Genomic DNA, 14,535 nt, shown 5'->3' with positions numbered 1-14,535 from the left:
ACGGGCGACGCATCGGGAAATCGACATGCATGGCACACGCGCCGCCGTATTTTTCATTGTCCGCCGATCCGCTCCGCCCGCAACGGGCGGAGCGGACCGACACCACATCCCGGATCGCCCGTTCGGTCTGCCCCTTGCCGCCGCGCTTTTCCGGAATAGGAAAGTCGAAATCAGAAATAGTTGGTTGGGCCGTGCGATCGCGCTGGCTACACTCGGCTCATCTTGTCATAACAAGTCGATCGATGACCTCCCCCAACGTCGTGCCGCTGTCGGCGGCCCCGCTCTACGTGCAGATCAAGGACACGCTGCGCGCGCGCATTCTCGACGGCACCTATGCGCCCCACAGCCGGATGCCTTCCGAGCACGAACTCTGCGCGATGTTCGACGTCAGCCGCATCACGGTGCGCCAGGCGCTCGGCGATCTGCAGAAGGAAGGACTGCTGTTCAAGCTGCACGGCAAGGGCACCTTCGTGTCGAAGCCGAAGGCGTTCCAGAACGTGACGTCGCTGCAGGGCTTCGCCGAGGCGATGTCGTCGATGGGCTACGAGATCGTCAACCAGGTGCGCAGTTTCCGCACCGTCAAGGCCGACCGTCATCTCGCGACGAAGCTGAACGTGCCCGAGGGCGCGCCGCTCATCGAGATTCATCGCGTGCGGCTGCTGAATCGCGAACCCGTGTCGCTCGAACAGACGTGGGTGCCCGAAGCACTCGGCAAGCGCCTCGCGGGCACCGATCTCGCGACCCGCGACATTTTCCTCGTCCTGGAAAACGACTGCGGCATCCCGCTCGGCCATGCCGATGTGTCGATCGACGCGATCCTCGCTGACGACGAGATCGTCGATGCGCTCCATGTCGAGGAAAGCAGCCCCGTGCTGCGCATCGAGCGCCTCACGCATGACGCGTCGGGCGCACCGATCGACTACGAATACCTCTACTTCCGCGGCGACGCCTTCCAGTACCGGCTGCGCGTCGACCGGCAGAAACCGCGCAAACCTGCAAGGAAACAGCGATGACTACCCATGTGCTCGAATACGACATCGTCGTGGTCGGCGGCGGCACGGCCGGCCCGATGGCGGCGATCAAGGCGAAGGAACGCGACCCGTCCCTGCGCGTGCTGCTGCTCGAAAAAGCCAACGTGAAGCGCAGCGGCGCGATCTCGATGGGGATGGACGGCCTGAACAACGCGGTGATCCCCGGGCATGCGACGCCCGAGCAGTACACGCGCGAGATCACGATCGCCAATGACGGGATCGTCGACCAGGAAGCCGTGTATGCGTATGCGACGCACAGCTTCGCGACGATCGAGCAGCTCGACCGCTGGGGCGTGAAGTTCGAGAAGGACGGCACCGGCGACTACGCGGTGAAGAAGGTCCATCACATGGGCTCGTACGTGCTGCCGATGCCGGAAGGACACGACATCAAGAAGGTGTTGTACCGGCAGTTGAAGCGCGCGCGTATCGCGATCACGAACCGGATCGTCGCGACGCGCGTGCTGACCGACGCGCAGGGCCGCGCGAGCGGCGTGCTCGGCTTCGACTGCCGCACCGCCGAGTTCCACGTGATCCGCGCGAAGGCCGTGATCCTCTGCTGCGGCGCGGCCGGCCGCCTCGGGCTGCCGGCCTCGGGCTACCTGATGGGCACGTACGAGAACCCGACCAACGCAGGCGACGGCTATGCGATGGCCTATCACGCCGGTGCCGCGCTCGCGAATCTCGAGTGTTTCCAGATCAATCCGTTGATCAAGGACTACAACGGTCCCGCGTGTGCGTACGTGACGGGCCCGCTCGGCGGTTTCACCGCGAACGGCAACGGCGAACGCTTCATCGAATGCGATTACTGGAGCGGCCAGATGATGTGGGAGTTCTACCAGGAACTGCAAAGCGGCAATGGCCCCGTGTTCCTGAAGCTCGACCATCTCGCTGAAGAAACGATCCAGACCATCGAGCAGATCCTGCATACGAACGAGCGGCCGAGCCGCGGCCGCTTCCATGCGGGGCGCGGCACCGATTACCGCAGCCAGATGGTCGAGATGCACATCTCCGAGATCGGTTTCTGCAGCGGCCACAGCGCATCCGGCGTGTACGTGAACGCCCGCGCGGAGACGACCGTGCCCGGGCTCTACGCGGCCGGCGACATGGCGGCCGTTCCGCACAACTACATGCTCGGCGCCTTTACGTACGGCTGGTTTGCCGGGCAGAACGCGGCCGACTACGTGGCCGGCCGCGAGCATGCGCCGGTGGACGACGAACAGGTCGCCGCCGAACGCACGCGCGTGCTTGCCCCGCTGCTGCGCGAGCGCGGCCTGGCGCCGGCGCAGGTCGAATACAAGCTGCGCCGCATGGTGAACGACTACCTGCAACCGCCGAAGGTGACGCGCAAGATGGAAATCGGGCTGCAACGCTTTGACGCCATTACTGAGGATATCGAAGAGATCAAGGCGAACCATCCGCATGAACTGATGCGCGCCGCCGAGGTGCGCGCGATTCGCGACTGCGCGGAAATGGCCGCGCGCGCGTCGCTGTTCCGCACCGAGAGCCGCTGGGGGCTGTACCACCATCGCGTCGACTTTCCGCATCGCAACGACGCCGAATGGTTCTGCCACACCTGGCTGCGCAAGGACGCCGACGGTGCGATGCGCAGCGAGAAGCGGCCGGTCGAACCGTACGTCGTGCCGCTTGCCGACGACGATCGCACCGCCTATACGAATCTGCGCATCCGCGAACCGGCCGCGCTCGCGGCTGCCCTCTGAGGAACCTGCCATGCCCCATACCCCGCACGACATCTTCCAGCGCAGCAGCGCACCCGTGACGATCGACGAGGCCCTGTGCATCGCCGACAAAGGCTGCACCGTCTGCGTCGACGTGTGCCCGCTCGACCTGCTCGCGATCGACGTGACCAAGGGCAAGGCGTACATGCAGTTCGACGAATGCTGGTACTGCATGCCATGCGAGCGCGACTGCCCGACCGGCGCGGTCAAGGTCGACATTCCTTACCTGCTGCGCTGACCGTACCCCTCAACGCTCTTTCCCGCCGCTCATGACCGACTCCACCTTCGCTGCCGCGTTGCCCCGCGCACACGCCCCCGACGAAGCCGCACTCGTCGCCCGCCTCGCCGCACCCGATGCGTCCGTGCGCCGCGTCGCATTGTTCGAACTCGCCGATCTCGAGGAACCGGCGTTCGTGCCCGCTTTCATCGCCGCGCTGCGCGACGATCCGTCGGCCGACGTGCGTGGCGAAGCCGCCCGGGTGCTCGGTGCGTGGGAGCAGCCCGATGTCGTCGACGCACTGTGCGGCGCACTGCTCGATCCGGACGACGACGTGCGCGCCGCCGCGGCACAGAGCCTGTCCGAACTGAAGGACACGGCATCGGGCGCCGTGCTGTGTCGATGGGCCGCCCGGCCCGAGCCGTTCGTGCGTCGTGCCGTGCTGCGCGGATTGCGCGAGTTGCGCGATCCCGCCGCGTTCGCCCCCGCACTGCACGCGCTCGATGCCGAACACGCTGCCGTGCGCGCCGAGGCAGTGGCGGTACTCGGCTGGCTCAAGGATCCGCGTGCGCTGCCGCCGCTCGCGCGCATCGCGACGACCGATGCCGCAGCGGACGTGCGGCGCGGCGCGGTTGGCGCGATCGGGTTCGCGACGCCCGACGATGCGTCCACCATCCACGCACTGTTCGCCGCGCTGCGCGACCACGAATGGCAGGTGCGCGAGGAGGCGGCCACGACGCTCGGCAAGCTGCGTGTCGCGACCGCGCGCGAGCTGCTCGTCGCCGCGCTCGACGACGGCTACTGGCAGGTGCGCCTGCGTGCCGCGCGTGCGCTCGGGCAACTGCGCGATGCGGCCGCGGCGCCGGCCGTCGTCGCGCTGCTCTCGCATGCGATCAGCAACCTGCGCAAGGAAGCCGCGCTTGCGCTCGGTGAATTGCGCGACCGCGCGACGTTGCCCGCGCTGACTCACGCGCTGGAGGATCACGATCCGGAGGTCCGCAAGGCCGTGCGGATCGCGATCCGGCAAATCGACGAGGCGTCGCAATGATCTCCCCGACCGAAATCGTGCTCGATCATCCGGCGCGTACGTTGACACTCCGCTGGCCGGACGGTCGGACGCAACGCATCGGCTATGCACAGCTGCGCGGCGATTGCCCGTGTGCGGAATGCCGAAGGATCCGGCTCGGCGGCGGTCGTGTCGATGCGCGGCCCGACCTGACGCTGGACAGCGTCGAAGCAGCCGGCTACGGCATCCGCGCAATGTTCGGCGACGGTCATGCGCGCGGCATCTATCCGTGGCCGTATCTGGCGGAGATGACGGCGCGACCGTGACGTGGCTTCCGCGGGTGGGCGGACGAAATAGCGGGCGTGCGGAAACGCTGCGATACTGACGCCCACGATCGTCTCCACCCACCGTGGGAGCCAGAACATGCAAACCGCAGTCGGATTCATCGGTCTCGGCGTGATGGGCACGCCGATGGCGCTCAATCTCGCGCGGGCCGGCACGCCGCTCGTCGTATGGAGCCGGTCGCACGGCAGCGACGATGTACTGCGCGACGCCGGCGCACGCGTCGCCGAGCACATCGACGACGTGTTCGCGACCTGCGGCACCGTGATCCTGATGCTCGCGAACGACGCGGCGATCGACACCGTCCTCGCACGCGGCACGCCCGGTTTCGCCGCCCGTGTCGGCGGGCACGCCATCGTGAACATGGGCACGAACGCACCCGAGTATTCGCGCGCACTGGCCGACGACATCGCTGCCGCATCGGGCCGCTACGTCGAAGCGCCGGTGTCGGGGTCGCGCAAGCCGGCCGAAGCCGGGCAACTCGTCGTGATGCTCGCCGGGGCACCGGACGACGTCGACGCCGCCCGCGCGCTCGTGAAGCCGCTGTGCCGCGACAGCTTCGTGTGCGGCGACGTACCGTCGGCGCTGACGATGAAGCTCGCCGTGAACCTGTTTCTGATCACGATGGTCACCGGCCTGACCGAAGCCACGCATTTCGCGCAACGCCACGGCATCGATCTCGCCCGCTTCGCCGACGTGCTGAACGCGGGCCCGATGGCGAGCGACGTGTCGCGCGTGAAGCTCGGCAAGCTCGTCGCGGCGGATTTCTCGGTGCAGGCCGCGATCACCGACGTGCTGAAGAATGCGCGCCTCGTCGCCGAATCCGCGCGCGGCATCGGCATCGCGTCGCCGCTGCTCGACATCTGCCATGCGCTTTACGGCGAGACCGAGCGGGCCGGACATGGCGCGGACGACATGGTCGCCGTGATCCGCGCGATCGAGCAGCGCACCGACGACGCACGATGAATCGTCGCCGGCCGCCACACATACTCGAACGCTTCTACACGTAGAAACTCATGTCCGATTCACCCCGCTCCTCGACCGGTGTCACCGCTTCCGTCCGCCCTGTTCCCGCCGTGATCGGCATCGTGCTGCGGGAACGCGACGTGCTGCTGGTACGCCGCGCCAACCCGCCGGATGCAGGCTGCTGGGGCTTTCCTGGCGGCAAGATCGAAACGGGGGAATCGATTGCGAACGCGATCGTGCGCGAGATCGCCGAAGAGACGACCGTCGACGTCGACGCACTCGACACCTTTACCGCACTGGATGCGTTCGATTACGATGCCGGCGGCGAAGTGCGTCAGCACTTCGTCATGGTCGCGGTGCTGTGCAGATGGTTGCGCGGCACGCCTGCCGCCGGCGACGACGCACTCGACGCGCGCTGGTTCGATCTCGCCGAACTCGACCGCGATGATTTGCCGATGAGCGCAGGCGTACGCGACGTTGCGCGACGCGCAATCGAGCGTGCGGCGGCTCTTGGCGACGCGCAGCGTCCGGCCAATACCTGAATACCTGAATACCTGAATACCTGAATACCTGAAAACACCGCCGCCTTTCTCGCGGCCCTTTCAGGCGGCCCGACCGGGGCCATGACGGGATCGGCTACCCGCCGAACTTCAAATTACAAATCAAAGACGGGCCAAACCATGATCCGAATTCGCAAGTCCACTCAAGCCGACGGCGCACGCGTGCTGGATATCTGGCGCGATGCGGTCGACGCCACGCATCACTTCCTGAGCGACGACGACCGTCGCACGATCGAATCCGAAGTCATCGCGTTCCTGCCCGGTGCCCCGCTTGATCTCGCCGTCGACGATGCCGACCGCGCGATCGGCTTCATGCTGCTCGACGGCAGTCACATGGAAGCACTGTTCGTCGATCCCGCTCACCATGGCGCAGGTGTCGGGCGCCTGCTCGTGGAAGATGCACTCAAGCGTCATCCCGACCTGTCGACCGACGTCAACGAGCAGAACGAAGCGGCAGCGGGATTCTATGAACGGCTCGGCTTCGAGCGCACCGGGCGATCGGCGCTCGATGGACAGGGGCGCGCCTATCCGCTGATTCACCTGCGCTATCGCGCGGCACCGCTGTCCTCGCCGCAGCACGCATAACCGTGGCGGGCGAGGAATATCGCGCCGCCCTCGACGTCATGCGCACCAGGCACGCGAACACGGCTGCCCGACACCGGGTCCGCTCCACGCGTGCAACACACGGCCACCTGACGCGTCATGCACGACGCATCGGCAGCACGCGTTCGACCATTGCAACCGCGCGCTGCATGAACCCGTTGAACCGGTCGGCATCGCGCCGCAGCCCGGCCTGCTGTCCGCCGATCAGGCACAAGTGCACGGCCTGCCCGACGATCTCGGCCTCGCCCGACGTGCGCACCAGCCTGCGCGACGTCTCGATCGCAAACGCGAGTCGCGCCGCATCGACGCGCTGCTGGAATTCCGCGACCAGCGGATCGTGCAGCGCCCACGCGCGGATCGCGATTTCACGCCCGGGCCGCTTCTCGGCGGCAATGCGCAGATAGCGCGCCAGCGTGTCGCCGGCACCGCGGCCATCCGCCGCATACGCCAGCATCCGCGCGGTGTAGTCGTCCTCCCATGCGGTCAGCAGCGTCCTGACGAAGTCCTCGCGATTGCGGAAGTGGTGATAGAACGATCCGCGGGTCACGTTCAGCCGTCGCGCGAGGCTTTCGGCCGAAATGCCCGCATACCCTTCCCCGTCGAGGGCGTCGAAGCCCGCTGCAATCCAGTCGTTACGCGTCAGTGTGCTCATCGTCATCGCCATACAGGCTGTGTATTGTGCGGCATGGACAGATAGGCTGCGAACTCTATCACGGCCGCCGCCGCTTCCGGCGTCGCGCCATTACTCATGGAGTTCGCCTTGAAAGACATCGCGCTCATCGCATTCGACCGGTTCACGGACATCGACCTGTTCCTGATGTGGGACATTCTCGGCCGCAACAACAGGGACTGGCGCGTGCGGATTCTGGGCGCGCAGCCGGTGCTGCAGTCCGCGCATGGCCTGGCCATCCCGACGCACGGCCCGCTCGCCGACGCCAATCGCGCCGACGCAGTCCTGTTTTCGAGCGGCAAGGAAGGCGTGCCGGCCGCGCTCGCCCATCCGGATTTCCTGCCGTCGTTCAATCTCGACCCCGAACGCCAGCTGGTCGGGTCGATCTGCGGCGGTGCCTTCATTCTCGAACGACTCGGGCTGCTGCCGGAGCGCCGCGCCACGACGCATCCCGACGCACGGAAGGGTTTGCAGGCACTCGGGCTGGACGTGCCGGAGCAGCCGCTGGTGTGCCACGGCAACGTCGCGACCGCGGGCGGGTGCCTGGCGTCGCTCTATCTGACGGGGTGGCTGGTGGAATCGCTGTTCGATGCGGACAAGCGGCGCGAGACGCTGCTGCCCGTGCTGCCTGCCGGGCAACGGGAGATTTACGAAGACCTGATCGGGTTCAGCATCAGGCTGGGTGCGGGACAAACCACGGGCCCGATCCGGATGGTTGAGGGCGACAACGGGCTGGCGGCGTGACCCACGGGTCGATGGGCTGCCGATAGTCGGCGGCCGGCACCCTGTTGCATCGTCGTGCGTCCTGCCGAGTCAAAGGTGGATCGGGGCGAATTCGCGGGCGGTCCGGATCATCGATCGGGTCGGCGTTTGCCGCACGAATGGTCTTTTCCCGGGCTGAACGAGCCTGTCGCGGGCCTGGAGATGCTAACCTCTCGGCCACTCTAACGACACAGCGTGAAGCAACAGGATTCGACCATGCAAACCGTTGCGGTACTGGACTTCGAAACAACCGGACTTTCGCCGAACATGGGCGACCGAGCGACCGAAATCGCCGTCATCCTGCTCCGGGACGGACAAGTCGTCGACCGTTTCCAGAGCCTGATGAATGCAGGCAGACGCATACCGTCGGATGTCGTCGCGCTGACCGGCATCACGAACGAGATGATTGCATCGGCTCCCCCGGCGTCGACAGTCATGAAGGAAGCCGCTGCGTTCGTCGGCAAGCATGCGGTCGTGGCCCACAACGCCGGTTTCGACAAACGATTCTGGCAGTCGGAGCTCGGGATTCTCGGCATGTCGGCCGAGCATGCCTTTGCGTGCACGATGCTGGTGGCACGACGTATCTATCCGGATGCCCAGAGTCACCGCTTGTCGAGCCTGGTGGATATGCTGCGGTTGCCCAAATCGGGCCGTGCGCACCGGGCGATGGTCGATGCCGAGATGGCCGGTCACCTGTGGTGCCGGTTGCAGCACGACATTTCGCGAACTTACGGACTGAATCGCATCGATCACGCGCTCATGACACGTGTGCAGGCCACGGCGAAAGCGAAGGTGCCGACGTACCTGCGTTCGCTCGTGGGCTCGCACGCGTGAGCATCCGACGCGTGACGGCGCCGACTTGCGCAATCCGTGAATGAAAAGCGGCCTGGCAACCTGCCAGGCCGTTTTCGTGTCGCAGCAGTCTTCCGGTTGATTCCGAATACAAGGCAACGGCAGGACGGCCATTTTGCGGCCGCCCACGACACTGATCGACTGAGCGGCGCCTTGCTTTCGTATTATGCGACACCGACAAGGAGCACTTTGAGGGTACCGCCGTGGCTGAGGTCTCCCAGATAGGCCACAACCTTCTGCTTCTGTCCAAGCGCTGCAATTGCGCTTCCGATCTGGATCAGCAACGCCGTGTTCGTCGCATTCACCTCAAACGAATTCGCCCCCTCGTTATTGAGCATAAAGGGAACGGTATCGTGATTGTCCCAATAGCCCAGCTGGATTGACTCGACGTCTACGCGCTTCAAATCCGCCTGCTCCGCGAACTTCTGGATTTCGCTGAAATTTCCGTTCGACATGACAATTTCTCCTGCTGTGAGTTGAAAAGCCGAGAACCAGGGGGGGCCGTATAGGCCGAATCTGGCTTGCGCGAGTCACGCATCGATAACGCTCATCACAAGCTTCGTGGTGGCTTGAGCCGGCCATCCGCGAAGCGCACCTGCCGGGATGAAATTAGGCTGAGCGCGCGGGGCAATCAATTACACTCGATTACAGTCGCGGCGAAACTCGGGGGGGTATGAGCGGAGCCGCTGGTTGAACGAGAGCGGAAATAAGGGCATCCGCGACGCGTCATGGCACACGAATGTTCTCGGTGTGTTCTAGTCGACGAAACACGAAATCCGCGCGGTGCGCCAATCGGGCCAAAAACAAAAAAGCCCGCTGTGAAGCGGGCTTTGATGTGTCCTGCTGTCAGGTCGTCCGGCACGTGCCGGACGTCCAGTTACTCCCACTCGATCGTCGCCGGCGGCTTGCCCGAGATGTCATACACCACACGGTTGATCCCGCGCACCTCGTTGATGATCCGGTTCGACGCGCGGCCGAGCAGCGCGTACGGCAGGTGCGCCCAGTGTGCGGTCATGAAGTCGGTCGTCTGCACTGCGCGCAGTGACGTCACGTAGTCGTACGTGCGGCCATCGCCCATCACGCCCACCGACTTGACCGGCAGGAACACCGCGAACGCCTGGCTCGTCAGGTCGTACCAGCTCTTGCCGACATCGGCTTCGCCGCACAGGCCGGCAGCCGCATCGTGCGCGGTCGCGGTCGTGTTGCGCAGTTCCTCGATGAAGATCGCGTCCGCGCGGCGCAGCAGGTCCGCGTACTCGCGCTTCACTTCGCCGAGAATCCGCACGCCGAGGCCCGGGCCCGGGAACGGATGGCGGTACACCATCTCCGGCGGCAGGCCGAGCGCGACGCCCAGCTCGCGCACTTCGTCCTTGAACAGGTCGCGCAGCGGCTCGAGCAGCTTCAGGCCGAGCGTTTCCGGCAGGCCGCCGACGTTGTGGTGGCTCTTGATCGTCGTTGCCTTCTTCGTCTTCGTGCCGCCCGATTCGACCACGTCCGGGTAGATCGTGCCCTGCGCGAGCCACTTCGCCTTCGACAGATTCTTCGCTTCGGCCTGGAACACCTCGACGAACTCGCGGCCGATGATCTTGCGCTTCGCTTCCGGATCGGTCACGCCGGCCAGGTGGCCGAGGAACTGCTCGGCGGCATCCACATGCACGACCTTCGCATGCAGGCGGCCCTCGAACATGTCGAGCACCATCTTGCCTTCGTTCAGACGCAGCAGGCCGTGGTCGACGAACACGCAGGTGAGCTGGTCGCCGATCGCGCGATGGATCAGCGCGGCCGCGACGCTCGAATCGACACCACCCGACAGGCCGAGAATCACTTCCTCGTCGCCGACCTGCTCGCGGATCTTCGCGACGGCTTCCTCGATGTGGTTTTTCATGATCCAGTCGGGCTTCGCGCCGGCGATCTGCAGCACGAAGCGTTCGATGATCTGGCGGCCCTTCACCGTGTGCGTGACTTCCGGGTGGAACTGCACCGCGTAGTAGCCGCGTGCCTCGTCGGCCATGCCGGCGATCGGGCAGCTCGGCGTCGACGCCATCAGCGCGAAGCCCGGCGGCAGCTCGGCAACCTTGTCGCCGTGGCTCATCCAGACCTTCAGCATCCCGTGGCCTTCGTCCGTCTTGAAATCCTCGATGCCGTCGAGCAGGCGCGTATGGCCGTGGGCGCGCATTTCCGCATAGCCGAATTCGCGGTGGTCGCTCCACTCGACCTTGCCGCCGAGCTGCACGGCCATCGTCTGCATGCCGTAGCAGATGCCGAGCACCGGCACGCCGAGGTCCCACACGGCCTGCGGCGCGCGCAGTTGATGGTCTTCGTACGTACTCGCGTGGCTACCCGACAGGATCACCGCCTTCGGCGCGAACTCGCGGACGAAGTCGTCGGACACATCGTTCGGATGGATTTCGCAGTAGACGTGCGCTTCGCGCACGCGTCGCGCAATCAGTTGGGTGACTTGCGAACCGAAGTCGAGAATCAGGATTTTGTCGTGCATGGCTGCGGACGGGATGAAGAGAATAAGAAAAGCAGCGCATCATGTGCATCATGCGCTGCGTCAATAGCATGGACAGCGGCGTCGGGCGGAAGGCAGCACGCGCGACGCATGGCCGGTCAATCCTGCATCGGCGGGCGCTCGTCGAGTGCGACGCCGCCTGACGATCGACTGGAGCCGGATGAAGCCGGTGACGGTGCAGCAGGTGCTGCGGGACGGCTGACGGCGGGTTCGACACGCTGCGGTGCGGACGACGGCGCGGGCGCCATCGCCGGCTCGGCCGGACGCTCCGCCGGCGCGCGCGCCTCGAGCGCCTGCGTCTTTTCGCGCCGGCGTACGGCCGATGCGAGCCGCACGCCGCCGAGGCCCAGCACGATCAGCGCGACACCGGCCACGACCGACAGCACCCTGCCGGCGGCTGCGAGCGCGGGACCGCTGCCGGTGCCCATCGACCAGACGATCGTCAGCGCGCCGGTCAGCCAGTACACATGGCCGACCGACCGCGCGACGGGCGCCGTGAGGTCCCCGTTGAACGCTGCATGAAACGCGAGCCACGCGAGCCCGAGCAACGCGATGCCGAACGCCTGGCCGAGCATGGCCGGCTGGACGTTCGCGAGCTGCAGCGCGTTGAAGAGCGACTGCCAGGGCGTCAGCACGAACAGCACGCCGAACGCCAGCAGCAGCACGGCATCGATAATCAGCACGGCTCGCAGCAGCGGTTTCATCGGCGATCAGTCCACGTGGTAGTTCGGCGCTTCCTTCGTGATCTGCACGTCGTGCACGTGCGACTCGCGCATGCCCGCCGCGGTGATCTGGACGAATTCGGCCTTGTCGTGCAACTCGTCGATCGTCTTGCAGCCGCAGTAGCCCATGCTGGCGCGCACACCGCCGACCAGCTGGAACAGGATCGCGTTGACCGAACCCTTGTACGCGACACGGCCTTCGATGCCTTCCGGCACGAGCTTGTCGATGTTCGCCGAGTTGTCCTGGAAGTAGCGGTCTGCCGCGCCGTCCTTCATCGCACCGACGGAACCCATGCCGCGATACGACTTGTACTGGCGGCCCTGGTACAGGAACACGTCGCCCGGCGCCTCTTCGGTGCCCGCGAACATGCTGCCCATCATCACCGCGTTCGCGCCGGCCGCGAGGGCCTTCGACACGTCGCCCGAGAAACGCACGCCGCCGTCGGCGATGCACGGCACGCCCGTGCCCTTCAGCGCTTCCGCGACGTTCGCGATCGCGCTGATCTGCGGTACGCCGACACCGGCGACGATCCGCGTCGTGCAGATCGAGCCCGGGCCGATACCGACCTTGACTGCATCCGCGCCGTATTCGACGAGCGCCTTCGCGGCGGCGGCCGTCGCGATGTTGCCGCCGATCACTTCGACGTGCGGGAAGTTCTGCTTGACCCAGCGAACGCGCTCGAGCACGCCCTTGCTGTGGCCGTGCGCGGTATCGACGACGATCACGTCGACACCGGCCTGCACCAGCAGCTCGACGCGCTCTTCGTTGTCGGCACCGACGCCGACTGCCGCGCCTGCGCGCAGCTTGCCGTGTTCGTCCTTGCACGCGTCCGGGTGCTCGGTCTGCTTCGTGATGTCCTTGACGGTCATCAGGCCGCGCAGTTCGAACGCGTCGTTGACGACCAGCACGCGCTCGAGGCGGTGGCTGTGCATCAGCGCCTTCGCTTCGGCGAGCGGCGTGCCTTCCTTGACCGTGACGAGGCGCTCGCGCGGCGTCATGATCGACTTGACCGGCTCGTCGAGGCGGGTTTCGAAACGCAGGTCGCGGTTCGTGACGATGCCGACGAGTTGCGGGCCTTCGACGACCGGGAAGCCCGAGATGCCATGCTGGCGCGACAGCGCGATCACGTCGCGCACCTTCATTTGCGGCGGCACCGTGATCGGATCGCGAACGACGCCCGATTCGAAACGCTTGACCTTCGCGACTTCGCGAGCCTGTTCGGCCGGCGTCAGGTTCTTGTGGACGATACCGACGCCACCCTGCTGTGCCATCGCGATCGCAAGGCGACCTTCGGTGACCGTGTCCATCGCGGCGGACACGAGCGGCATGTTCAGGGAGATGTTGCGGGTCAGCTTGGTCTTGAGGCTGGTGTCGCGCGGGAGAACGTCGGAGAAGGCGGGAACGAGGAGCACGTCATCGAAAGTGAGTGCTTTTTGGATCAGACGCATGGCAAATCCTATGGGCGCAAAAGCGAATTATACGCGAAGCGCTGCGAATTTTCACAACACGAACAACGGCTTAGCCGCTTTCCTCCGTTCGGGGGCCGAATCGTTCGGTTCGCAGTTCGGTTCGTTTTCGATCGCCTTTCGTTTCACCGCCGCATCGAGCCATTCGCGCAACCGGCGGCCAAGCGGCCGATCCGCCGGTCGCGAACGGGGCACGCGACGGTAACGGCCACGGTGAAGCAAGGCCCGGCAACGTGTCGAATCGGCCTGCCTACCCTCTGTTATAGCAGCCCGGCCGCGCGCGCGATCATCGTGATGCCTGCGCCGACCGCCACGCAACCGACGATCCGCGCAACACGCCCGCCGGACGGCGCGAGGCGCTCGGCGGCGATCGCGATCGTCACGGCGGCCATCACGCGCAGGTCCATCATGCCGGCCGCGAGCGCGATCGCCATCAGGTTCCCGCAACAGGCACTGCAATGCATGGCAACCCGCACGCCGTGCCGCCATGCCGCGCCGGCAACCGCCCGCAACCGTGGGGCACCGCCTGCCGCGTGCCGGCAGCACGCCAGCCGCCGCGCCTTCCACGCGGAAAATTGCAGCACGCCCGCGGCCGACACGACCGCACCGGCCGCAAACGGCAGCGCGCATGCGAGCGCCGGCAGCCGGGCAGCGGCGGCCGTCAGTGCCGCGCCAGCCGGAAACACGAGCACCCCGAGCGCCATCCACACGGCGAAATACCCGGCACCCGCGACGACGACAAGCCATGCCGCACGGGTCGCGGTCAGCGGACCGACGCGCCGCCGGTATCGCCAGAGCACCGGCGCCAGCACGGGCAGCATCATCGTCGCCGTCATCGCGCCCCACATTCCGGCGAACGCCGCGAATGCGCGGCCGGCGCCCCGGCCGCACGGTCGCAGCCATGCAGCCGAGGCCATCCAGCCGCCGGGCATCGGCTCGCCGCCCATCGCGGCCATCGACGCGTGCTGCGCCACGGTCGCGATCGTGGCAACGGCGAACACGGCCACGAGCGCCACCGCGAACGCCCGCGGATCGGGGCCCGCAGCGCCGGCCGCCGGCCGTGTCATCGCCCGCCCCCGCCCGTCG

Annotated in this window: 16 protein-coding genes; 10 read left to right on the top strand and 6 right to left on the bottom strand. The window is 66.3% G+C overall.

Going from position 1 to position 14,535, the window contains the following annotated elements; genetic code table 11:
* The first annotated feature begins 242 nt into the window (after positions 1 to 242).
* The 8 genes from BCO18175_RS04635 (at position 243) to BCO18175_RS04600 (ending at position 6,443) form a co-directional block, all read left to right on the top strand.
* Positions 243 to 1,013 carry a GntR family transcriptional regulator gene (locus BCO18175_RS04635; protein WP_174979686.1) on the top strand — a complete coding sequence of 257 codons (771 nt, stop codon included), beginning with the start codon at positions 243 to 245 and terminating at the stop codon, positions 1,011 to 1,013.
* Positions 1,010 to 2,749: a fumarate reductase/succinate dehydrogenase flavoprotein subunit gene (locus BCO18175_RS04630; RefSeq protein ID WP_174979685.1), complete on the top strand. Its 1,740-nt coding sequence runs from the start codon at positions 1,010 to 1,012 to the stop codon at positions 2,747 to 2,749. Before BCO18175_RS04635 ends, BCO18175_RS04630 begins: the two co-directional genes overlap by 4 nt.
* Before the next feature lie 10 nt (positions 2,750 to 2,759).
* Positions 2,760 to 3,005, top strand: a complete 246-nt coding sequence (locus tag BCO18175_RS04625; protein WP_047900978.1) for a 4Fe-4S dicluster domain-containing protein — start codon at positions 2,760 to 2,762, stop codon at positions 3,003 to 3,005.
* 31 nt (positions 3,006 to 3,036) lie between these two features.
* The gene (locus BCO18175_RS04620; protein WP_174979683.1) at positions 3,037 to 4,032 is read left to right on the top strand and encodes a HEAT repeat domain-containing protein; all 996 of its coding nucleotides are present in this window, start codon (positions 3,037 to 3,039) and stop codon (positions 4,030 to 4,032) included.
* The gene (locus BCO18175_RS04615) at positions 4,029 to 4,316 is read left to right on the top strand and encodes a gamma-butyrobetaine hydroxylase-like domain-containing protein (RefSeq protein WP_174979681.1); all 288 of its coding nucleotides are present in this window, start codon (positions 4,029 to 4,031) and stop codon (positions 4,314 to 4,316) included. The genes BCO18175_RS04620 and BCO18175_RS04615 overlap by 4 nt, the downstream gene beginning before the upstream one ends.
* Before the next feature lie 97 nt (positions 4,317 to 4,413).
* A complete protein-coding gene (locus BCO18175_RS04610; protein ID WP_174979680.1) occupies positions 4,414 to 5,298 on the top strand; it encodes an NAD(P)-dependent oxidoreductase in 885 nt (294 codons plus the stop codon).
* Between the two features lie 50 nt (positions 5,299 to 5,348).
* On the top strand, positions 5,349 to 5,840 hold the full coding sequence (locus tag BCO18175_RS04605; protein ID WP_174967380.1) for an NUDIX hydrolase: 492 nt from the start codon (positions 5,349 to 5,351) through the stop codon (positions 5,838 to 5,840).
* A gap of 138 nt (positions 5,841 to 5,978) precedes the next feature.
* The gene (locus BCO18175_RS04600) at positions 5,979 to 6,443 is read left to right on the top strand and encodes an acetyltransferase (protein WP_174979678.1); all 465 of its coding nucleotides are present in this window, start codon (positions 5,979 to 5,981) and stop codon (positions 6,441 to 6,443) included.
* Positions 6,444 to 6,558: 115 nt separating this feature from the next.
* Here the strand turns inward: BCO18175_RS04600 and BCO18175_RS04595 are convergent, their stop codons facing one another.
* Positions 6,559 to 7,113, bottom strand: a complete 555-nt coding sequence (locus BCO18175_RS04595) for a TetR/AcrR family transcriptional regulator (RefSeq protein ID WP_174979677.1) — start codon at positions 7,111 to 7,113, stop codon at positions 6,559 to 6,561.
* 96 nt (positions 7,114 to 7,209) lie between these two features.
* Between BCO18175_RS04595 and BCO18175_RS04590 the strand changes: the two genes are divergently transcribed.
* Positions 7,210 to 7,875, top strand: a complete 666-nt coding sequence (locus BCO18175_RS04590; protein ID WP_174979675.1) for a DJ-1/PfpI family protein — start codon at positions 7,210 to 7,212, stop codon at positions 7,873 to 7,875.
* A 234-nt stretch (positions 7,876 to 8,109) separates the two neighbouring features.
* Positions 8,110 to 8,727: a 3'-5' exonuclease gene (locus BCO18175_RS04585; protein ID WP_174980103.1), complete on the top strand. Its 618-nt coding sequence runs from the start codon at positions 8,110 to 8,112 to the stop codon at positions 8,725 to 8,727.
* Positions 8,728 to 8,909: 182 nt separating this feature from the next.
* On the opposite strand, the gene BCO18175_RS04580 is transcribed toward BCO18175_RS04585, so the two are convergent.
* The 5 genes from BCO18175_RS04580 to BCO18175_RS04560 all read right to left on the bottom strand — a co-directional run bounded on the left by BCO18175_RS04580 (position 8,910) and on the right by BCO18175_RS04560 (position 14,516).
* Positions 8,910 to 9,200, bottom strand: coding sequence for a hypothetical protein (locus BCO18175_RS04580; protein ID WP_174967376.1), 291 nt, complete (start codon positions 9,198 to 9,200; stop codon positions 8,910 to 8,912).
* Between the two features lie 422 nt (positions 9,201 to 9,622).
* Positions 9,623 to 11,242, bottom strand: a complete 1,620-nt coding sequence (guaA, locus tag BCO18175_RS04575) for a glutamine-hydrolyzing GMP synthase (RefSeq protein ID WP_174979673.1) — start codon at positions 11,240 to 11,242, stop codon at positions 9,623 to 9,625.
* Positions 11,243 to 11,358: 116 nt separating this feature from the next.
* Positions 11,359 to 11,964 carry a hypothetical protein gene (locus BCO18175_RS04570; RefSeq protein WP_174979671.1) on the bottom strand — a complete coding sequence of 202 codons (606 nt, stop codon included), beginning with the start codon at positions 11,962 to 11,964 and terminating at the stop codon, positions 11,359 to 11,361.
* A 6-nt stretch (positions 11,965 to 11,970) separates the two neighbouring features.
* Positions 11,971 to 13,431: an IMP dehydrogenase gene (guaB, locus tag BCO18175_RS04565; protein WP_174919073.1), complete on the bottom strand. Its 1,461-nt coding sequence runs from the start codon at positions 13,429 to 13,431 to the stop codon at positions 11,971 to 11,973.
* A gap of 278 nt (positions 13,432 to 13,709) precedes the next feature.
* Positions 13,710 to 14,516 carry a DUF2182 domain-containing protein gene (locus tag BCO18175_RS04560; protein WP_174980102.1) on the bottom strand — a complete coding sequence of 269 codons (807 nt, stop codon included), beginning with the start codon at positions 14,514 to 14,516 and terminating at the stop codon, positions 13,710 to 13,712.
* Positions 14,517 to 14,535 lie beyond the last annotated feature (19 nt).

Source organism: Burkholderia lata (genome assembly GCF_902499335.1).
Classification (GTDB): Bacteria; Pseudomonadota; Gammaproteobacteria; order Burkholderiales; family Burkholderiaceae; genus Burkholderia; species Burkholderia lata_B.
This window is presented reverse-complemented; position numbering and strand designations above follow the sequence as displayed.